General features: G+C 56.8%; 16 protein-coding genes. 9 read left to right on the forward strand and 7 right to left on the reverse strand.

Annotation, left to right across the window (positions count from 1 at the left end):
* Positions 1-56 precede the first annotated feature (56 nt).
* Positions 57-1,037: a nickel/cobalt transporter gene (locus LH23_RS22835; protein ID WP_039296169.1), complete on the reverse strand. Its 981-nt coding sequence runs from the start codon at positions 1,035-1,037 to the stop codon at positions 57-59.
* The gene (locus LH23_RS22840; protein WP_039296172.1) at positions 1,028-1,675 is read right to left on the reverse strand and encodes a DUF1007 family protein; all 648 of its coding nucleotides are present in this window, start codon (positions 1,673-1,675) and stop codon (positions 1,028-1,030) included. Before LH23_RS22840 ends, LH23_RS22835 begins: the two co-directional genes overlap by 10 nt.
* Positions 1,676-1,799: 124 nt before the next feature.
* Between LH23_RS22840 and csiE the strand changes: the two genes are divergently transcribed.
* Positions 1,800-3,080, forward strand: coding sequence for a stationary phase inducible protein CsiE (gene csiE, locus LH23_RS22845; protein ID WP_039296175.1), 1,281 nt, complete (start codon positions 1,800-1,802; stop codon positions 3,078-3,080).
* Here csiE and LH23_RS22850 read toward each other — a convergent pair.
* The 4 genes from LH23_RS22850 to LH23_RS22865 all read right to left on the reverse strand — a co-directional run bounded on the left by LH23_RS22850 (position 3,077) and on the right by LH23_RS22865 (position 9,934).
* Complete coding sequence (locus LH23_RS22850; RefSeq protein ID WP_039296178.1) at positions 3,077-4,231, reverse strand: 3-phenylpropionate MFS transporter; 1,155 nt, start codon at positions 4,229-4,231, stop codon at positions 3,077-3,079. The genes csiE and LH23_RS22850 overlap by 4 nt on opposite strands.
* A 103-nt stretch (positions 4,232-4,334) precedes the next feature.
* Positions 4,335-5,156 (reverse strand): aldose 1-epimerase, encoded by an 822-nt coding sequence (locus LH23_RS22855; protein ID WP_039296180.1) that lies wholly within the window; start codon positions 5,154-5,156, stop codon positions 4,335-4,337.
* Entirely contained in the window at positions 5,156-6,595 is a 1,440-nt protein-coding gene (locus tag LH23_RS22860; protein ID WP_039296183.1) for a sugar porter family MFS transporter, read from the reverse strand. The genes LH23_RS22855 and LH23_RS22860 overlap by 1 nt, the downstream gene beginning before the upstream one ends.
* A 66-nt stretch (positions 6,596-6,661) precedes the next feature.
* Positions 6,662-9,934, reverse strand: a complete 3,273-nt coding sequence (locus tag LH23_RS22865) for a DUF5107 domain-containing protein (RefSeq protein ID WP_039296186.1) — start codon at positions 9,932-9,934, stop codon at positions 6,662-6,664.
* A gap of 116 nt (positions 9,935-10,050) precedes the next feature.
* Here LH23_RS22865 and LH23_RS22870 point away from each other — a divergent pair, with 116 nt between their 5' ends.
* The 8 genes from LH23_RS22870 (at position 10,051) to LH23_RS22905 (ending at position 18,959) form a co-directional block, all read left to right on the forward strand.
* Positions 10,051-11,244, forward strand: a complete 1,194-nt coding sequence (locus tag LH23_RS22870) for an ROK family transcriptional regulator (RefSeq protein ID WP_039296189.1) — start codon at positions 10,051-10,053, stop codon at positions 11,242-11,244.
* Between the two features lie 131 nt (positions 11,245-11,375).
* A complete protein-coding gene (locus tag LH23_RS22875; RefSeq protein WP_039296191.1) occupies positions 11,376-11,798 on the forward strand; it encodes a DoxX family protein in 423 nt (140 codons plus the stop codon).
* 383 nt (positions 11,799-12,181) lie between these two features.
* Positions 12,182-13,165 carry an autoinducer 2 ABC transporter substrate-binding protein gene (locus tag LH23_RS22880; protein ID WP_008459446.1) on the forward strand — a complete coding sequence of 328 codons (984 nt, stop codon included), beginning with the start codon at positions 12,182-12,184 and terminating at the stop codon, positions 13,163-13,165.
* 107 nt (positions 13,166-13,272) lie between these two features.
* Positions 13,273-14,772, forward strand: a complete 1,500-nt coding sequence (locus tag LH23_RS22885) for a sugar ABC transporter ATP-binding protein (protein ID WP_039296194.1) — start codon at positions 13,273-13,275, stop codon at positions 14,770-14,772.
* On the forward strand, positions 14,765-15,754 hold the full coding sequence (locus LH23_RS22890) for an ABC transporter permease (protein ID WP_039296197.1): 990 nt from the start codon (positions 14,765-14,767) through the stop codon (positions 15,752-15,754). Before LH23_RS22885 ends, LH23_RS22890 begins: the two co-directional genes overlap by 8 nt.
* Position 15,755: 1 nt before the next feature.
* Positions 15,756-16,709, forward strand: a complete 954-nt coding sequence (locus LH23_RS22895) for an ABC transporter permease (RefSeq protein WP_008459449.1) — start codon at positions 15,756-15,758, stop codon at positions 16,707-16,709.
* 16 nt (positions 16,710-16,725) lie between these two features.
* The gene (locus LH23_RS22900; RefSeq protein ID WP_039296200.1) at positions 16,726-18,363 is read left to right on the forward strand and encodes an FGGY-family carbohydrate kinase; all 1,638 of its coding nucleotides are present in this window, start codon (positions 16,726-16,728) and stop codon (positions 18,361-18,363) included.
* Complete coding sequence (locus tag LH23_RS22905; protein ID WP_039296203.1) at positions 18,360-18,959, forward strand: KpsF/GutQ family sugar-phosphate isomerase; 600 nt, start codon at positions 18,360-18,362, stop codon at positions 18,957-18,959. The genes LH23_RS22900 and LH23_RS22905 overlap by 4 nt, the downstream gene beginning before the upstream one ends.
* 44 nt (positions 18,960-19,003) lie before the next feature.
* Here the strand turns inward: LH23_RS22905 and glyA are convergent, their stop codons facing one another.
* Positions 19,004-20,257 carry a serine hydroxymethyltransferase gene (glyA, locus tag LH23_RS22910; protein ID WP_039296206.1) on the reverse strand — a complete coding sequence of 418 codons (1,254 nt, stop codon included), beginning with the start codon at positions 20,255-20,257 and terminating at the stop codon, positions 19,004-19,006.
* Between the last annotated feature and the right edge of the window lie 48 nt (positions 20,258-20,305).

Raw genomic sequence — 20,305 nt, forward strand, 5'->3', positions numbered from 1 at the left:
AATCCCCTCAGCTTTACGGCGAGGGGATTTTTTTATGTCCGTATTTAGCTGTCCGTTCAGAAAGGCCGAATACCTCTCGCCATCGGCTGCGCGCTTAGCCACATAATCAGCGCGGCCACGACCAGAATAATTCCCCCCGCCAGCGCAAGCGTTGACCAGCCAACCTGCCGCCACAGTGCCGGGGCCCGATTCCCGCTTAAGCGAACCGCCAGCGTTCTAAAGCTATGTACCAGCAGCGCCAGGCCGGAAATGGTGATTGAGGTGCCCGCCGCCATCGCCAGCGCAGACAGCACGCCCCAGCTAAAGACGCCAATCACCTTGCTGAACAGCAGTACCATAATCGCGCCAGAACAAGGGCGCATGCCCATAGACAGAACAATCATCAGCCTGGCTCGCCAGTCGCTTCCCGCTGCCAGTTGTTTTTCGTCCGGGACGTGCTGATGCCCGCAGCCGCAGTGAGCATCATGTACATGATGCGGCGTAAACGAGGTGAATTTAGGTTTGCGCCGCAGTTGAACCCGTAAACGCCCCAGCGCCCGCCAGCTCAACAAAAGGCCCAGGCACCCGACAAGCAGGTAGCTGCCCTTCTCCATCCAATAACTGCTGAGATGAAGCTGGCGCGAGGGCAAAGCCAGGACGCCCAGCACCACGACGACCAGCGCAATAGCGACCAGCCCCTGCAATAAAGAGGCGGCAAAGGTCAAACCGAGACTGCTTTTAATTTTTGAGGGATGGGTCGCAAGCCAGGTGCTGATGACGATTTTGCCGTGCCCCGGCCCCAACGCATGGAGCACGCCATAAACAAAACTGAAAGAGAGCAGCGATAAACCTGCGCGAGCGGGGTTATCCGCCACCTGACGCAGCAGCCCGCTGAGTTCCTGATTGATTGAACGCTGCCACACGGCGGAGCTAAGCAAGATTTGCGGCCAGTAAAGCCACAAAGCATAAAGCCCGGCGGCGGCAAGCAGGATAAACAGCGCCAGCGGCCACAGATGGCCCCAACGGCGGACGGGAGAAGAAGCAGTGATTATTGACATGCCAGCGTCACCTCCTGAGCAAACTGCTTCCCTAAATCCATGTCCTCCGGCGGAGCGTCAGCTTTATCCAGCGACTGCGCGAACAGCAGCGTCTCTTCGCTGGGTTTTGGCGTATGCACCGAAACTTTACAGCTTGAGGCCAGCTCCTGCGGCAGATGCACGTCCCCATCGTGGTCATAACTCATGTCGACAAAATAGGTCGGATCGAAGGTCGAGAAACGGTAAGTCTGCCCCTTGAGCGGCTGCGGATGCGCCAGCGGCAGAACAAACGTCAGCACCGCCTGATGATTGCTGCGGCTCAGGCCATATTCCGGCGGCAAATTGCCAAACTTCACCTTCTCTTTGTTATGCCAGAACTCGGTAAAGTAATGCTGGCCCAGCACGTTAGCCATCACCTCCGCCGCCAGCTTCTTCCATACGGTAGACCCTGGCTTTGCATCGCCGGCGTCATACAACAGATCTGCTGAAGTAATATCGTCCATCGTCCACTGCATTTTCAGCCCCGTCAGTTGTCCCTGATCCACCACCGGCGTGGTGACAATGGAGATAAAACTGTGGGGGTGCGCCTGCACGCTCGCCGCTGAAAGCCCTGCCAGCAGTATGGCTACTCCTTTCAGGCTGATTCTTTTGTCGCTCATGCTTCCCTCAAGATTTAAATTCTGTGAGCCAGCCGTAATTCCGTGATGAAAAACTAAAAAGGGCAATATATTGGCCGAAACCTTTAGCTATTCTTAACTTCTGACACCACATTGGGACAGCCAGATGATGACTTTACTGACGCCGCCACCCTCTGTGCTATCCAGTTCGCAGCGCCGCTGTCACCTGCTTCTGATGCTTTATCTCCCGGAGCAAATCGTCACGCCGGAGGTGATTGCCACCTTCAACGGCGTGGACCAGAGGCAAACCCTGCAAGATATAGCCGACACGGGCCATGAGATCCAGAGTTATCACCGTCTCTCCCTGACTCAGCAGCAGGACGGCAGCTACCGGATTGAAGGCACAGTCCTTGATCGCCGCCTGTGCCTGCTGCACTGGCTGCGACGCTCGCTGCGCCTTTGCCCGCAGTTTGTGCAACACCACTTTAGCCCGGCGCTAAAATCGCAGCTAAGCCAGCTGGGGCTTATCAAAGCGCTGTATGATGAAACCAACTTACGTGCGCTGGTTAATCTGTGTGGCCGCCGTTTAAAAAGACAGTACGACAGCCGGGACAGTCAGTTCCTGACGCTCTTTCTGCAGTATTGCCTGCACCAGCATCACTCCGGCAATGCGCCAGTGCTTACGCCGCAGCAGCGCGAATGGAGCCAGATGCGGCCTGAGTTTGTTGTCGCCCAGGAAATTGCCCGCCACTGGAAGCGCCGCGTCATGCAACCCGCAGATGTCGATGAACAACATTTCCTGGCCCTGCTCTTTCAACTGCTCAGGATCCCCGATCCGATTAATGACGAACACGAGCAGGATGCCCGCTTACACAACGAAATCGCGCGAATGATTGAGCGCTTCCGCCGCCAGGCCGGGCTTTCCTTTAGTGATGAACAAGGGCTCAGCGATCAGCTTTATATCCACCTCGCCCAGGCGCTGAACCGCTGCCACTTTAATATCGGCATCGACCACAGCCTGCCCGAAGAGATCACTCGTCTCTATCCGAGGCTGATGCGAACCTCACGAGAAGTGCTTGCGGATTTTGAACAGCATTACGGGATTCAGTTTTCAGACGCGGAAAGGGGCCTGGTTGCGGTGATTTTTGGTGCCTGGCTGATGCAGGAAAGTGACATTCAGGAAAAACAGGTGTTACTGCTGACCGCCGACGATCGGGAGCTGGAACAGAACATTGAGCAACAGCTGCGCGAGCTGACCCTGCTGCCGCTCAACATTAAGCACCTCGCGGTGCAGCAGTTCCAAAGCCAGGGCGCGCCGCGTGAAGTGGTGCTGGTCATTACGCCCTACGCGACCTCGCTGCCGCTGTTTTCACCCCCGCTCATTCACGCCACGCTGCCGCTGGGAGAGCACCAGCAGCAGCGTATCAAAGCGCTACTCGAAGCTTAGCTTTCCGCAACCGGGCTGACTGCGGCAACTTTTGGCCGCAGGAACAGCGCCGGGGCCGCGACCAATGCCATGACCCAGAACATTCCGCCCTGTAAATGCTGATAGAGGAAGCCGGAGAAAATCGTCATCACGGCGATACCGCCGCCCATCGCCACAGCGGAGTAAACGGCCTGCAGGCGGATCACCTCGCCGCCTTTGCGGGCAGAGATATAGCGCATCGCCGCCAGGTGGCAAACCGTGAAGCTGCCGCAGTGCAGGATCTGCGCCACAATCAGCCACGGAAGTTCGGTAGTGCTTGCCATCAGGCTCCAGCGAATAATGCCGGTCACGGTGGACAGCAGCAGCAAATCCCTGGCACTCCAGCGGCGGAACAATTTGTTGCTGAGGGCAAAGATAACGATTTCCGCCACCACGCCCAGCGACCATAAATAGCCCACAACGGATGCGGAATAACCTGCTCCCTGCCAGTAAATCGCACTAAAGCCGTAATAAGCCGCGTGTGCGCCCTGCAGCAGAGACACACAGGCCAGGAAACGCCAGGCGCTGATAATCAGCCCTTTCCAGGCGGGCCAGCCCGCCGAAGCCTGATGCCGGGTTTCGCCCTGCGGCATAATAGAAGGCCGCAGCATCATGCCAATCAGCATCGACGCCGCGCCAACGGTCAGCAGTACCAGAATAGCCTGATAGCTGAACTCGCTCACCAGCTTGCCGGTAATAGCTGAGCCGATAACAAACGCCAGCGATCCCCAGAGCCGCACCCGGCCATAATCCAGCGGCATTTGCCGCTGCCAGGTACCCGCCAGCGCATCGGTCAGCGGCACCAGCGGCGAGAAGAACAGGTTAAAGCCCACCATCGTCAGCAGTAGCCAGAGCGCAGCATGGCCCAGCCAGAAACCGGCGGCAAAAATTAAGGTGGCAAGGGCTAACAGACGTAAGGCAAAAACAAGGCGGGAAGGATCGGTCACTCGTGGGGCTAATAATAAACTGCCGAGGAAGCGGGCGATTAACCCTGAGCCTAACAGCAATCCTATTGTTTCGGGGGGAAGCCCGACGCCTTTGAGCCAGACGCTCCAGAACGGCAAAAACACGCCATAGCTAAAGAAGTAGGTAAAGTAACTGAGCGCCAGCCAGCGCGTGGAATGCAAAACCATGATCCCTCCCGTTTTGGAGGCGATAGTGTCGGGGATAGCCGGCTGGCATGCAAGCAAACATTAACAGCGTAATAACACACATCAAAATAATGGCTATTGCACGTTAGCTCACCTCAATTTCCATCTCCAGATGCGTAGTCTGGCCCGTTTCCAGCATAACCAACCCCGGCATTCCCGCCATGTTATGCGCGTTGACCGGATGCGTTTGCGGCTCAAGGCAGATAAACGGCTGGTTCTCGATGCGAAACGCCATCAGACACGCCGCCGGGCTGCGCAAACAAACGTTCATATCCGAATGCGTAATAACCGCCCTGCCGCTCCAGCCGGAATACCCTACGTTTAGCCACTCGTTCTCCGGCGTTTTAGTGCGTGAAAAATCCGTTTGCGGGCTGAACGTCCCTTCCCAGGCCAAAGGCAAGTGCTGCTCGCCTTCGGGCCAGTAGCCGCTGGCGGAAAACTGCACCCGGCTATCCGCCTCCAGAGCAAAATAGGGATGTAAACCCAGCCCGTAAATCATCGGTTTCTCGCCAATGTGCGTGAGTTCCAGCCGGATTAACAGCCTGTTGCCCGCCAGGCGATAAGTCAGATTTGCCAGATAGTGAAAACCACAGGGATGCTGGCTGCGCAGACTCAAGGTGACAGACTCAGCTTCGTGCTGCTTAACGTGCCAAAGCTTTTGCCAGCCATCCCCGTGCAGAAAAAAGTGCTCATCGACGGGGCTGTCTGGCAGCTGGATCCGCTTGCCGTGCAGATGGAAAGCGTTCCCGGCCACCCGATTAGCCAGCGGCAGCATCGGAAACAGCGCCGGGTTTGCCGGATGAAAAATCGGTTTTCCGTGCCTGAGAGATTCAAAGCTGATAACTGAGGCCCCTTGCGGGGCAACAGTCAACCTAAGAAAAGCATTTTGCAGGTGCAGGGCGTCCATTAGCGTAGCGCCTTTGCAGCCTGGGCGGGAGAAGCATTCACGCGGCCTTCAGCCAGTTGCTGCTCCAGCGCTTCAAGGCTCACGCCTTTGGTTTCCGGCACGAAGCGGCGCACGTAGATAAAGCCAGCGGCGCAGATAACACCGTACAACAGGAAGCTGCCGGATGCGCCCAGGCCTGCATTGAGCAGCGGGAAAGTGTAAGTCAGCAGGAAGCAGGCGACCCACAGCGCTAATGTCCCCAGCGACATCGCCAGGCCGCGAACGCGGTTCGGGAAGATTTCCGCCAGCAGCACCCAGGTTACCGGGGCCAGCGTCAGCGCATAGGTGGCGATTGCAGCCAGCACCAGAATCAACACCGGCAGACCCAGAATACCCAGACCATAGGCGGCACCAATCAGCGCATAGATAATCGTCAGCCCGGCGGCCCCAAACAGCATCAATTTGCGGCGGCCAATTTTGTCCACCAGCGGCAGTGCGGCAAGGGTAAACACCAGGTTAATCAGGCCGGTCGCCACGATTGATTTCAACGTGCTGTTAATGTCGAACCCGGCGGAGGCAAAAATCTCCTGCGCATAGTTGAAGATAACGTTAATCCCGCACCACTGCTGGAACACCGCCAGCACCATACCAATCACAATGATCGGGCGAACCTTCGGCGCCCAAAGGGCAGACCACGACACTTTTTGATTGTCTTTGCTTAACGTTTCCTGAATATCTTTCAGCGTTGCATCGGCATAGCTTTTACTGCCGATGCGGCTCAGCATTTGGTGAGCGCGTTCGTTTTTCCCGGCGCGCACCAGCCAGCGAGGTGACTCAGGCACAAAGAACATCAGGATCAAAAAAACCACCGCCGGGAAGGCTTCAAAGCCAAACATCCAGCGCCAGCCAACCTGCCCGTTCCAGCTGGCGCTGATTTCCTGCATCGTTGCCTGACTGGCGACCGGCTCGGCAATCATCAGGTTAATCAGCTGCGCCGCCAGCACCCCAACCACAATGGTAAGCTGGTTGACCGCCACAAAACGCCCGCGCTGTGCCGCCGGGCTGATTTCTGCGATATACATCGGGCTAAGCGCCGAAGCGAGGCCAATTCCCACCCCGCCGACAATGCGCCACACAACAAACATATCGAAGTTACTTGCCACTGCGGTGCCCCAGGCAGACGCGGTAAACATGATTGCGGCAAGAATAAGGGGAATTTTGCGGCCAAACTTGTCGGCACACCAGCCGGAGAGTATCGCCCCAATAATACATCCCACCAGGGCAGAGCTCATTGCCCACCCGGAAACGGCCGGGTCGGTAATAGAAAAATAGGCTTCGTAGAACGGTTTTGCCCCGCCGATAACCACCCAGTCATAACCAAACAACAGCCCGCCACAGGCGGCCACCAGACAGATGGTCCAGACGTAACCCATGCGTAGTTGCGATTGCACACGTTCCATGGTCGATCCTCATCTTGTATTTGTAGGGTAAGGGAGCGGGCGCTCATCGTCGCCCGCCAGTTATTGTTAAAGTACGCCGGTGCTAAGGGCCTGACGCAGCAGATGGGCTTTGTCATGAGCCGGATTAAGGGTTAATAACTCCTCCAACCGCTGGTTGAAGGAGGCGATATCCCCCAGGCCAAACCACCCAAGCGCTTCCACGAACAGGCAATGCTGCTGATGTTGTTTCCGCGGGTCGCCATTGAGCGCAATCAGGTCCGGCAGGGAAACGGCGAAGAAATCGGCCTCAACCCCGTCGTCACGGTGCGCCTGTGCCCAGTCAACAAAGGCTTTGAAGTGCTGGTGGGCCGCCTCAAGCTCTCCCAACTGCTTGAGGGCCATAGCCTGATAGAAGAGGTAGTCTACGGGTTGGTCGTTGTAGTAGCGCCCGGCCGCCAGGGAACTCCCGCCTTTCAACGCCTGCTGGAAGTAGGATTTAGCCAGTTCGCTACGCTGCTGAAGCTGCGCACAGCGGCCAAGCAGGAACCAGATATCGTTGTCGGTTTGCCCGACCAGGCGGCCTTCGCCGAGATTTTCCGGATAGCGCAGCGCCTGTTGTAACAACTCCTCCGCCTGGCCGTATTGGCCGGTAGCTATGCAGGCCAGGGCGCGGCGCTGTTGGCTGATAATGTACTGCCCCGTCACTTTGCCCTCGCCCCCCTCCCACGGGTGGAACTTGCGCTCGGCCAGCACTTTCGCGGCAGCGTCATGCTTACCGTGCTGGTTCCAAAGGCTCAGCAGCTCGGCGGTGAGATCGTCACGTTTTAGCGCGACGTCACGCTTCGTCTCCAGGCGGGCAAGACGTTCCTCCGGTGAGCGGCCGTTTTGCTTCAGCAGGAAGTCGAGTTCAAACAGGAAGCGCGCATTATCGGGTTCGAGATCCACCGCGCGCAGCAACAGCGTTTCAGCTCGCTGAACGTCCTGCTCTTTGTTCCAGGCATGAATCGCCAGCACGCGCTGCACGGAGGCAAACTCCGGCATCTGTTTAGCGCAGAATGCCCAGCAGGTCAGCGCTTCTGCATAACGACGTTTGCTGTACCAGAAGCAGCCCAGCAGATACTGTGCAAAACCATCCTGTGGGAGGCGCATCAGCATTTGCACTTCATCCAGGGTGTTAGGGAAGCGAACGCGGGCGGTAAACTGCTCCCGAGCCAGTACAAGATAGCTCTGTTGCCGCTGAGGGTCAGATTCCAGCGAGGCCTGCCACAGCAGCGGCATCGTTTCCTGCGCATTCAGGACGGAGAGCAGTTCACGCGCGGCATGCTCTGCCCCAAAGCTCATCAGCCAGCCGGCTAAAACGCTGGCGTTAGTGCCGCGCTGGCCTGTCACCTGCCGCAGCTTTTGCTTGTCATCTGCGTTCTGGGTGATCGCCCAGCGGGCATAGTGCAGGGCATAACTCAGCGGCCAGGCGGCAAGCTGTTGTTCAATCCACGCCAGCGCCTCAGCTTTTTCCCCTTGCTGAGACAGCGCCAGCGCTTTTAGCGCCATCGCAAGGTTATTAGAGGCGTTGAACTGCAGGCTTTGGGACACCAGCGTTAAAGCACGAGCGGTTTCGCCTTTGCGCATTGCCAGGCGGGCCAGGGCATAAAATGCCGCGTCCCGGCAGTTGCCGCTCCAGCTGGCCTTGTAGTAAGCATCGAAAGCGCCGTCGTAGTCCCCCAGGCGTTCTTTTGCTGAGCCAAGAAGCTGGCTGGCATCGCCGTTTTGCGGGTTTTTGTTCAGGCGATGGGCGCGCTGCAGCGCCGCGTCGGCATGCTCTTTGGCTTTTTGCCAGTTACCCCGGTTGAATTCGAGCGTGCCCAGGGCGACGTTACAGCGGGAGTCCAGCGGATCAATGTCCAGCGCACGCCGGTAGTAGTCGAAGGCTGAACGGCTGGCGTGCAGATACTGCTCCAGATGCTGGCCAATGAAATAAAGTTCGTCGCAGTTATCGATCTCTTCGGGCTTAGCCGGGGCCTGCGCCGCCTGTGGCAGAGGCAACTCTTCCGCGATGTGTTCCAGGTAGCTGAGCACCACTTCGCCTTGCGCATTGAGCAAACTCAGCGTGAGCCGCTGCGGCCAGTCGTCAGTCAACTGATGCTGCCAGGCTTCCGCCGGCTTCAGGCTGAGTGGCGCTTGCCACAGGACTACGCCGTCGCTTTCAAGGCGCAACGTCACTGCTTCAAGCGGGGAAATGGCGTAGAGGCCGAGTTCCAGCCTGCCCTGCTGACGCTCAAGCTTGATGGCCGCGTCGGTGCTGGCGTTTTGCAGCGTCCCCAGCTTGCTGTAAGGCAGGAAGTTTTGCACAAACACTTTTTCTTCAAACGGCGCCAGCCAGGTAAAGTCCGGCTGGTTGTCGGTGAACACACCGGTCATCAGCTCGATGTACGGGCCGTTGGTGTCGGTCAGGTTGCGATCCCAGGCCAGGCCAAAGTCGCAGTTGCCCCAGGTCCACTGCTTTTTGCCCGGTGATACATGGTGATCGGCAATGTGCAGCAGCCCGCCCTGTTCACCGTGGTGGTAGGCGCCAACAAAATCGTAATTCGACTTATCAGCCATGTAAGAGGTTGGCACCGGGATGTTTTTGTAGCGCGAGATATCCACGCCCGCGGAATAATCCACCTTGTAGTAGGTGCCGTGGGCAATCGGGAAGGCGGAAACGTCGCGTTTGCCGTGGTCAAACACCGCGGTCACGTCCGGCGGGAATACGCTCTGATGGTCGTCGCCGCCTTTCACTGCCGGGTTTGCCCACCACAGGAAGTGGCGCGGCGTGGCGTTGCCGTTAAAGACTTTGCCGGTAATTTCAATCAGCGCTTTTTCAGGGTAAAGAGTAAAGCCGGTCATCACCTGCAGACCGCGCATCGGTTCCACTTCACCCAGCCAGACGGTTTGCGCCCCGCTTTCGTGCTGCTGGAAAGTCACGTCCACTGGCAGAAAAGTGGTCGGGCGGTGGTGCTGCGGCCAGTTAAATTCGATCCCGCCGGAGATCCACGGCCCGATCAGGCCCACCAGCGCGGGTTTGACCACTTCGTTGTAGTACACGAAGTCGCGCTCCATTACTTTGTCCCAGGCGCGGTGAATACGCCCGCCCAGCTCCGGCAGCAGCATTACGCGAATAAAATCGTTTTCCAGCCAAACCGCCTGGTACTCGCGCATCTCACGTTTACCGGTCAGGGTGTCGATCACGCCATAGGGGTAAACCGCGCCGGAAGATCCCTGATAGACACGGTTTTCCAGGAACATCGGGTTTGGATCTTCTGCTCCGGTGGTCCAGGTCGGGAGTGAGATCGTTTCCTGCCAGACTTTAACGGCTCCGTACATAGCAACTCTCCAGTAAACAAATAACAGTGAATGGGGGATTGCCGACAGTTTGAAGCAGCTGATTATGATTTAATCGCTGAAAGCTCACGCAATACAGTTAATGAGGTTTAGTAAAAATGCAGGAGTCAGGTCTCAATAATCAGCGGGTACGCCAGCTCAACCGACAAACGCTGATGACGCTGGTATGGCGGCACAAGCAACTGAGTAAATCGCAGTTTGCCCGCTACACCGGGCTGTCCATTCCCGCCGTCAGCAACATCCTTGAGGAGCTGGTCGATGAGGGTAAACTCAGCCATTCCAGCGAAAATCTCAGCAGCCGGGGGCTGAACAGCGGCAGCTACCAGATCCCGCCTGAAGGGGATTACATCCTCTGTATGAACGTCACCCCCACCAGCATTGAGAGCCAGCTGTGCAACGCCCAGCTTTCGCCGATAGCCGACTTTGAACGCCGTGCTATTGTGGCCCCTTCTCCGCAGGCGTTGCTGTCGGCCATTGAAGCTGTCTGGCAGCAGCAGCGAAAAAGCTGGCCGAAAAAAACCATCAACCTCGCATTGGGTATACATGGGCAGGTCGATCCCGTAACCGGCGTGTCGCAAACCATGCCGCAGGCGCCATGGCGGGAAGCGGTGGAAATTAAATACCTGCTGGAAGAGAAGCTGAACGTCGAAGTCCGGCTGGATAACGACTGCGTGATGCTGGCCCTGGCGGAGAAGTGGCAAAACAACGGCAATCGGGAAGATTTCTGCGTGCTTAACGTGGATTACGGCATCGGCTCTTCGTTTGTGATCAACGGGCAAATCTATCGAGGCAGTCTGTACGGCAGCGGGCAAATTGGCCACACCATCGTCAACCCGGACGGCATGGCCTGCGACTGCGGGCGCTATGGCTGCCTGGAAACCGTGGCTTCGCTCAGCGCGCTGAAAAAACACGCCCGTATCTGGCTCAAAACGCACCCGGAGGCGCAGCAGAACGATCCGGAAAAGCTCACTTCCCGGCAACTGGTTCAGGCATTACATGCCGGGGATGAGAGAGTTGCCCGCTGGGTAGAAGATTCGGCCAATGCGATTGGGCTTAGCCTGTATAACTTCCTTAATATTCTCAATATTAACCAGATCTGGTTCTATGGCCGCAGCTGCGAGTTTGGCGAAAACTGGCTAAACGCGATTAAACAGCGGATTGGCTTTAATCCGTTCGACCACGGCGATGGCCTGCAGAGTCACGCCACGCAAATAAACTTCGGCCAGCTCACCCGCGCCCAGCAGGTGATGGGGATAGGCTATTTATATGCCGAGACTGCACTGATGGAATAACGATATGGCGTCGGGCGTCATCAATAAAAAACATTCATTAACACAAACAACGTGGTAGAGGCGCAGCGGCAATGGCAGGCTCGGATGTTGTGTATTAACTTTAAATTGAGTCCACTACAGGCGAGCCCGCTATGAACACACTACGCTATTTCGATTTTGGTCAATCTCGTGCCCTGATCCTGCTTATTGCCCGTATTGCGTTGATTCTGCTGTTCATTATTTTCGGCTTGCCGAAGATCAGCGGATTCAGCGGCACCGTGGCGTATATGGAACATCTTGGCACCCCACTGCCTACGCTTGCCGCCGCGATTGCGGTGTTTATGGAAGTTGTTGCTGCGATCCTGGTCATCATCGGGTTCTTTACCCGTCCGCTGGCCATTTTGTTTGTGTTTTATACCCTCGGCACGGCACTTATCGGCCACCATTACTGGAGTATGACCGGGGACGCCGTGATGCCTAACATGATTAACTTCTATAAAAACATCAGCATAGCTGGCGGGTTCCTGCTGCTGGCGGTCACCGGCCCTGGCGCGATATCCGTCGACAAGCGCTAAATTCCTTCCTCATTCAAAGGCCGCGTATGCGGCCTTTTTCATTCGTTTCCCGCCCATTTTGCTTGATACGCTTCAGCTCACAATTTCGTAACATTTTTTTGCTGGCTGACGGCCTCTTTGGTGCCCCAAACATCCTTTGAACGGCAAATTGTTTATAAATTGTTATTTATATGTTTCATTTTTGACCATCAATTAACACTACCCTGTCCGTCCAGTCTGAAAAAACATCATATATTTAACCGTTTTTTAACCAAATAAGATCTAAAAATAAACAATTATGGGCGTGCATCACATTTAGAAAAACTGCGATTCATTCCCTCTTCCCTTCGTTGCTAGTCTCCTCTCCGTGACATGCCTCAGTCCCTAATAAAAAAGGTACACCTATGAAATTCAAACTCGCATTACTCAGTGCAACCCTGATTTCTGCATGCATGTTGTCCGGTACGGCCGTTGCGGCGGATAAGTATGAAATCGCAGTGGTGGCGAAAGTCACCGGGATCCCATGGTTTAACCGTATGGAAACCGGCGTCAACGAAGCCGCAAAAAAACTCAACGTGAATGCTTACCAGACCGGGGCTTCAACGCCCGATCCGGCTCAGCAGGTGAAGGTGATTGAGGATCTGATCGCCAAGAAAGTGAACGCCATTATCGTGGTGCCTAACGATGCCAAAGTACTGGAGCCGGTGCTGAAAAAAGCGCGCGATCAGGGCATCGTGGTGCTGACGCATGAATCCCCTGATCAGCAGATCGGCCAGTGGGATATCGAAACCATCGACAGCGAAAAATATGCTCAGGCCAACATGGACGAGCTGGCGAAAGACATGGGCGGCAAAGGCGGCTATGCGATTTACGTCGGGTCGCTGACCGTGCCGCTGCACAACGCCTGGGCGGATTCCGCCATTAAATACCAGAAAGAAAAATACCCGGATATGTTTGAGGTAACTTCGCGCCTGCCAGTCGCAGAGAGCATCGACAAATCCTATTCCACCACGCTTGATCTGATGAAAACGTATCCGCAGATGAAAGGCGTGATTGGCTTTGGTTCCCTCGGCCCAATCGGTGCGGGCCAGGCGGTGCAGAAGAAACGCGCGAAGGACAAACTGGCGGTTGTCGGCATTGCCATGCCGGGCCAGGCGGCACCTTACCTGATGCGCGGCGACATTAAAAAAGCGCTGCTTTGGGATCCTAAAGACGCAGGTTACGCGCTGGTTACCGTGGCCGATCAGCTGCTGCAGGGCAAAGCCGTGACCAAAGACCTGACCATTGACGGTCTGGGCAAAGCCGATGTCGACATGGATAAGAAAGTGATCCGCTTTAACAAGATCCTCGAAGTCACCAAAGATAACGCTCAGTCACTCGGTTTCTAAGGCACTCCGCCAACACCAGGGAAACCGGAATGCCGGTCAGCCGGCCGGCATTCTCCAACAAGATTATTTTGTGGCGCCCACGTCGGGCGCCGGCAGGGGCATTACCCATGACCGACACATCCGCATTTATCACTCTTGAGAATATCAGCAAGCAATTCCCGGGCGTGCGGGCGCTGGATAACGTCAATCTGACGCTCAGAAAAGGCGAAGTTCATTGCCTGGCCGGGCAAAACGGCTGCGGTAAAAGCACGATCATCAAAGTGATTTCCGGCGTCTATCACCCGGAAAAAGGGGCGCAAATCGCCCTCGACGGCAAACTGTTTCACAACCTGACGCCCACGCTTTCCGCCCATTACGGCATCCAGGTGATCTACCAGGATCTGTCGCTGTTCCCCAATTTCAGCGTGGCCGAGAATATCGCCGTGCACCGCTACCAGCCCGGCGGGAGCCTGTGGGTTAACCGCAGCGCGATGAAAGCTCAGGCGCTGGCGGCCATGCAGCGCATTGGCGTCACGCTCGACCCGGACAAAAAAGTCGAAAAACTCTCGATAGCCGATCGCCAGCTGGTAGCTATTTGCCGCGCCATTGCCGCCGACGCCCGGCTAGTCATTATGGACGAACCCACGGCGTCGCTTACCCGCCAGGAGGTGAACGGCCTGCTCCGGGTGGTGAATGAACTCAAAGCGGACGGGATTTGCGTGGTGTTTGTCAGCCACCGCCTGGATGAAGTGATGGAAGTCGCCGACCGCATTAGCGTGATGCGCGACGGGAAGCTGGTCGGCACCTGGCAGGCCAGCGAGCTGGACAGCAACGAGCTTGCTTTCCTGATGACCGGGCAACGCTTCCACTACAGCCCGCTACCGGAAAAGCCGCCGGTAGAAAAACAGCCGATGCTGGAGCTGCGTGGACTCAGCCGCAAAGGCAAATACCACAACATCAATCTATCACTGCGCAGCGGAGAGATTGTTTCCATCGTGGGCCTGCTCGGATCGGGCCGCACCGAATTGTGCATGAGCCTGTTCGGCATGACGCAGCCGCAAAGCGGTGAAATGCTGATCGACGGCGTGCCGGTGACGTTTCGCAATAACCACGATGCGATCAAACACGGCATCGGCTATGTGTCTGAAGATCGCCTGACTCAAGGCCTGATCATGGAGCAGTCGATCTACGACAACACGATTGTCACGGTCTTCGACAAGCTTCATACCCGCAGCGGCCTGCTCGATCACGCCAAAGCCCGCAACCTGGTGGCCGATCTTATTCGTGAGCTAAACATCAAAGTCTCCGATGCCGGGCTGCCGGTAAAAACCCTTTCTGGCGGCAACGCCCAAAGGATTGCCATCGCCAAATGGGTGGCGACTAACCCACAAATATTGATCCTCGACTCACCCACGGTGGGCGTGGATATCGCCAACAAAGAAGGCATTTACCAAATCGCCCGTTCTCTGGCGGAACAGGGGCTGGCGGTACTGATGATTTGCGATGAAATCCCTGAGGCGTATTACAACAGCCACCGCGTGCTGGTGATGCGTCGGGGTGAACTGGTCGCAGAGTTTAATCCTCATCGCAGTAGCGAGCAGGACATTGCTGAGGTGGTCAATGAATAACCCTCGTCTTTCCCGCCTGGCCGGGCAACATGAATTCTGGCTGGGTCTTCTGGTGGTGGCGCTGGCCGTTGGCCTGAGCATCAGCACCGATGAGTTTTTGTCCCTCGGTAACCTGACGGACGTTGCCACCAGCTACGCCATTCTCGGCATTCTGGCCTGCGGGCTGTTCGTCGTGCTTATTTCCGGGGGAATTGATATTTCGTTCCCGGCGATGACCGCCATTGCCCAGTACGTAATGGCAAGCTGGGTGATCGCCCACGGCGGTAATTTTGCGCTGGCGTTGGTGATTTCGATTGCCGTCGGACTGCTGCTCGGGCTTATCAACGGCTTCCTGGTTTACTGGCTGCGGGTCCCGGCGATTATCATCACCATTGCCACCCTCAACGTTTACTACGGCCTGTTGGTTTATCTCACCAAAGGTACCTGGCTGTACGGTTTCCCGGACTGGTTTATGAACGGCATTAACTGGTTCTCTTTCACCGCCAAAGACGGTTACCAGTACGGACTGACTCTGCCGCTGCTGTGCCTGGCCGCGGTGATTATCTTTACCGCCGTGCTGATGAACTACACACGCCTTGGCCGCCAGATTTATGCCATGGGTGGCAACCGCGAGGCGGCGTCCCGTCTGGGGATGAACCTGCTTAAGCTGCACTTCTATGTCTACGGCTATATGGGCATTCTGGCGGGTATTGCCGCCGTCGTTCAGGCACAGATCACCCAGTCTGTCGCGCCAAACTCGCTGCTGGGCTTTGAGCTAACGGTTCTGGCTGCAGTGGTACTCGGCGGGACAAGCATGAGCGGCGGGCGCGGGACGCTCACCGGCACGCTGCTCGGGGTTATCCTGCTGGCATTCTTACAAAATGGCCTGACGCTACTCAGCGTGTCCTCCTACTGGCACGCCGTGTTCAGCGGCGTGATTATCCTGGTCAGCATCAGCGCCACGGCCTGGAATGAAAAACGCAAACTCGCAAGGGAGCTTTGAGATGAAAACCTTCGCCAGATTTTTACCCGGTGATGCCATCATCCGGCTGCAGTGCGTGATTATTGTGGTGGTTGCCGTGGCATTTTCGCTGCTGCTGGGCGGGCGCTTCTTTAGCCTCGCCAACTTCCAGTCCATCGGCTCTCAGTTACCTATTCTTGGCATGCTGGCGCTGGGCATGGGGATGACGATGCTGACCGGCGGGATCAACCTGTCGATCATTGCCGGGGCGAACGCCTGTTCGCTGGTGATGGCGGCCATTATCGTCAGCCACCCGGATAACCCGCTGTTCTTCGCGCTGGCGCTGCTGGCGGGTATTGCCGTGGCGGTGGCTATCGGCACGCTAAACGGCGCGCTGGTCGCCTGGGTCGGCGTTTCGCCTATTCTGGCTACGCTCGGCACCATGACGCTGATTTCCGGCCTCAATATTTTGCTGTCCAACGGCACGGTGATTTCCGGCTTCCCCGCGGCGATTCAGTACCTGGGCAACGCCACATTGCTTGGCATTCCGGTTGCGCTGCTTTTGTTCCTGCTGGTTGCCGTTCTGCTCTGGGTATTGCTGGAGCACACCACGCTGGGGCGCAGCCTGTATCTGGTTGGCTCCAACGAACAGGCCACTCGCTACAGCGGCGTTAACACCGTGCGGGTGCAGATATCGGTATACGTGATTTCCGCCCTGCTCGGCTGGGTGGCGGCCATTCTGATGATGGCCAAGTTTAACTCCGCCAAAGCCGGGTACGGTGAGTCTTACCTGCTGGTCACCATTCTTGCCTCGGTGCTGGGCGGCATAAACCCGGACGGCGGCTTTGGCCGCATTATCGGCCTGGTGCTGGCGCTCATCGTGCTGCAAATGCTGGAAAGCGGCTTTAATTTGCTGGGGATCAGCAGTTATCTGACCATGGCGCTCTGGGGCGCGGTGCTGATCCTCTTTATTGCATTACAGAATCGTAAAGCCTGAGTTCAGGAGAATCATTATGGCGAGTTACTTCATTGGGGTGGATGTAGGGACGGGAAGCGCCCGCGCGGGCGTCTTTGACCTGAATGGCAGAATGGTCGGCGAGGCAAGCCGGGCGATTGAGATTTACCGCCCTCAGGCGGACTTCGTTGAGCAATCCTCGGACAATATCTGGCAGGCGGTTTGCAACGCGGTGCGGGATGCGGTTAACCAGGCCGACATTAATCCGATTCAGGTAAAAGGGCTGGGATTCGACGCCACCTGTTCCCTGGTGGTGCTGGATAAAGAAGGCAAGCCGCTGACCATCAGCCCTTCTGGGCGCAGCGAACAAAACATCATTGTGTGGATGGATCACCGCGCCATCACCCAGGCCGACAGAATTAACGCCCTGCACCACCGCGTGCTGGACTACGTGGGCGGGATTATTTCCCCGGAAATGCAGACGCCAAAATTGCTGTGGCTTAAACAGCACATGCCGAATACCTGGTCGAACGCGGGCTACTATTTTGACCTGCCGGACTTCCTGACCTGGCGCGCCACCGGGGATGATACCCGCTCACTCTGTTCCACCGTTTGTAAATGGACCTACATGGGCCACGAAGACAAATGGGACAGCAGTTATTTCCGCCAGATTGGGCTGGAAGATTTGCTGGAGCACGATGCAGAAAAAATTGGCCGCTATGTGAAAACCATGGGCGAGCCTCTGGGCCACGGCCTGACGCAGCGCGCCGCAAGCGAGATGGGACTGATTGCCGGCACCGCCGTCAGCGTCTCGATTATTGATGCCCATGCCGGCACGCTCGGTACGCTCGGCGCCTGCGGTGTTTCAGGCGAAGTGGCAGATTTTGACCGCCGCGTGGCGCTCATCGGCGGCACTTCTACCGGGCATATGGCCATTTCAAAAGAAGCGCGCTTTATTAACGGCATTTGGGGGCCTTATTACTCCGCCGTGCTGCCGGGCTACTGGCTAAACGAAGGCGGCCAGTCGGCCACCGGGGCGCTTATCGACCATATTATTCAGTCTCACCCTTGCTATGAGACGCTGCTTGCCCAGGCGAAAACTCAGGGGCAAACCATTTATGAACTGCTGAACGCCCTGCTGCGTAAAATGGCCGGGGAGCCGGAAAACATCGCCTTCCTGACGAAGGATATGCACATCCTGCCCTACTTCCACGGCAACCGTTCCCCGCGCGCCAATCCGACGCTAACCGGTGTCATCAGCGGGCTGAAGCTTTCCCGCACGCCGGAAGATATGGCGCTGCAGTACCTGGCGACGATTCAGGCTATCGCGCTTGGTACCCGCCATATTATCGAAACCATGAACCACAGCGGCTACACCATCGACACCATCATGGCGAGCGGCGGCGGCACCAAAAACCCAATTTTCGTTCAGGAACACGCCAACGCCACCGGCTGCGCGATGTTGCTGCCGGAAGAGAGCGAGGCGATGCTGCTGGGCAGCGCGATGATGGGCACGGTGGCGGCGGGCGTGTTTGACTCCTTCCCGGAAGCGATGTCGGTCATGAGCCGCATTGGCAAAACGGTCACACCGCAGACTAACCGCATCAAGCAGTACTACGACCGCAAATACAAAGTGTTCCACGAGATGTACCTCGACCACATGAAATACCGCCAGCTGATGCAGGAGGAAGCATGAGTGCCTCCTGGCAGCAGGCCGTAAACGCATGGGAAACCTGTAGTCGCGAACTTGCAGCTCTGGAACAGCACTTGAGCGAGCCGCAGTGGCTCGCCTTGCTGGCCGAACTGAGAAACTGCAAAGGCAAGATTGTGGTCACCGGCGTCGGCACTTCCGGCATCGCCGCGAGGAAAATTGCCCATATGCTGGCCTGCGTCGAACACCCGGCCATTTATCTCAGCGCGACGGACGCGGCGCATGGCGATCTGGGCTTTTTACGTGCGGACGATCTGATGATCATGCTTTCCCGGGGTGGGAATTCCGACGAACTGACGCGCCTGTTGCCGGGCATCGCGGCCAGAAACGTCCCGCTCATTAGCGTGACCGAAAACCCGGATTCGGCCATCGCCCAGTCGGCAAGGTTGGTGATTTCTACCGGCGTGAAGCAGGAAATGGATCCGCTGAATATGCTGGCGACCACGTCGATAATCCTGGCGCTGGCGATTTTTGATGCCGCCTGCGCCTGCCTGATGAGCGAGAGCGGTTATTCGAAAGAGACGCTGCTCGCCGTTCATCCCGGTGGGGATGTCGGGCTGACGTTAAGCCAGCAGAAATAAAAAAGGCTCCCGCCTGGGAGCCTTTCAACATTTCAGCTTAACGATTATGCGTAAACCGGGAAGCGGGAACAGATATCCAGCACTTTACCTTTGACGCGCTCGATAACCGCTTCGTCATTGATGTTGTCCAGAACGTCACACATCCAGCCAGCCAGTTCTTTCACTTCCGCTTCTTTAAAGCCACGGCGAGTCACAGCCGGAGAACCGATACGGATACCGGAGGTCACGAACGGGCTCTTCGGATCGTTTGGTACGCTGTTTTTGTTCACGGTGATGTTGGCACGGCCCAGGGCAGCGTCAGCTTCTTTACCGGTCAGGTTTTTATCAACCAGATCCAGCAGGAACAGGTGGTTTTCAGTGCCACCGGAAACCACTTTGTAGCCACGGTTCAGGAACACTTCCACCATCGCTTTGGCGTTTTTAGCAACCTGCTGCTGGTAAACCTTGAACTCAGGCTCCATTGCTTCTTTCAACGCAACGGCTTTAGCCGCGATAACGTGCATCAGCGGGCCGCCCTGCGCGCTTGGGAATACGGCAGAGTTCAGTTTCTTGTAGAGATCTTCGTCGCCGCCCTTCGCCAGGATCAGGCCGCCGCGTGGACCCGCCAGGGTTTTGTGGGTGGTGGTGGTCACAACGTGAGCGTGTGGTACCGGGTTCGGATAAACGTCTGCGGCAATCAGGCCCGCAACGTGCGCCATATCAACGAACAGGTAAGCGCCGATGCTGTCTGCGATTTCGCGCATCTTCGCCCAGTCAACCACGCCGGAGTAGGCAGAGAAGCCGCCGATGATCATCTTCGGCTTGTGCTCTTTAGCCTGCTTCGCCATGTCTTCGTAGTCAATTTTACCGGACTCATCGATACCGTAAGGAATGATGTTGTACAGTTTGCCAGAGAAGTTAACCGGGGAACCGTGAGTCAGGTGGCCGCCCTGCGCCAGGTTCATGCCCAGCACGGTATCGCCCGGCTGCAGCAGCGCGGTGTATACCGCGAAGTTAGCCTGGGAACCGGAGTGTGGCTGCACGTTCGCATAGTCTGCACCAAACAGCTCTTTCGCACGGTCGATAGCCAGCTGCTCAACGATGTCCACATACTCGCAACCGCCGTAGTAGCGCTTGCCTGGGTAACCTTCAGCATATTTGTTTGTCAGCTGAGAACCCTGAGCCTGCATCACGCGCGGGCTGGTGTAGTTTTCGGAGGCGATCAGTTCAATGTGCTCTTCCTGACGTACTTTCTCTTGCTCCATGGCCTGCCACAGTTCGGCATCGTAATCGGCAATGTTCATTTCACGCTTTAACATTCGCATCTCCTGACTCAGCTAACGGTAAAAATTTTACTGCAATGAGGG

Source organism: Cedecea neteri, from assembly GCF_000758305.1.
Classification (GTDB): domain Bacteria; phylum Pseudomonadota; class Gammaproteobacteria; order Enterobacterales; family Enterobacteriaceae; genus Cedecea; species Cedecea neteri_C.

Bases quoted from the DNA above. Each gene is read 5' to 3' on its own strand.
- LH23_RS22835 (WP_039296169.1), bottom strand. From the start codon at position 1,037: ATGTCAATAATCACTGCTTCTTCTCCCGTCCGCCGTTGGGGCCATCTG.
- LH23_RS22840 (WP_039296172.1), bottom strand. From the start codon at position 1,675: ATGAGCGACAAAAGAATCAGCCTGAAAGGAGTAGCCATACTGCTGGCA.
- csiE (WP_039296175.1), top strand. From the start codon at position 1,800: ATGATGACTTTACTGACGCCGCCACCCTCTGTGCTATCCAGTTCGCAG.
- LH23_RS22850 (WP_039296178.1), bottom strand. From the start codon at position 4,231: ATGGTTTTGCATTCCACGCGCTGGCTGGCGCTCAGTTACTTTACCTAC.
- LH23_RS22855 (WP_039296180.1), bottom strand. From the start codon at position 5,156: ATGGACGCCCTGCACCTGCAAAATGCTTTTCTTAGGTTGACTGTTGCC.
- LH23_RS22860 (WP_039296183.1), bottom strand. From the start codon at position 6,595: ATGGAACGTGTGCAATCGCAACTACGCATGGGTTACGTCTGGACCATC.
- LH23_RS22865 (WP_039296186.1), bottom strand. From the start codon at position 9,934: ATGTACGGAGCCGTTAAAGTCTGGCAGGAAACGATCTCACTCCCGACC.
- LH23_RS22870 (WP_039296189.1), top strand. From the start codon at position 10,051: ATGCAGGAGTCAGGTCTCAATAATCAGCGGGTACGCCAGCTCAACCGA.
- LH23_RS22875 (WP_039296191.1), top strand. From the start codon at position 11,376: ATGAACACACTACGCTATTTCGATTTTGGTCAATCTCGTGCCCTGATC.
- LH23_RS22880 (WP_008459446.1), top strand. From the start codon at position 12,182: ATGAAATTCAAACTCGCATTACTCAGTGCAACCCTGATTTCTGCATGC.
- LH23_RS22885 (WP_039296194.1), top strand. From the start codon at position 13,273: ATGACCGACACATCCGCATTTATCACTCTTGAGAATATCAGCAAGCAA.
- LH23_RS22890 (WP_039296197.1), top strand. From the start codon at position 14,765: ATGAATAACCCTCGTCTTTCCCGCCTGGCCGGGCAACATGAATTCTGG.
- LH23_RS22895 (WP_008459449.1), top strand. From the start codon at position 15,756: ATGAAAACCTTCGCCAGATTTTTACCCGGTGATGCCATCATCCGGCTG.
- LH23_RS22900 (WP_039296200.1), top strand. From the start codon at position 16,726: ATGGCGAGTTACTTCATTGGGGTGGATGTAGGGACGGGAAGCGCCCGC.
- LH23_RS22905 (WP_039296203.1), top strand. From the start codon at position 18,360: ATGAGTGCCTCCTGGCAGCAGGCCGTAAACGCATGGGAAACCTGTAGT.
- glyA (WP_039296206.1), bottom strand. From the start codon at position 20,257: ATGTTAAAGCGTGAAATGAACATTGCCGATTACGATGCCGAACTGTGG.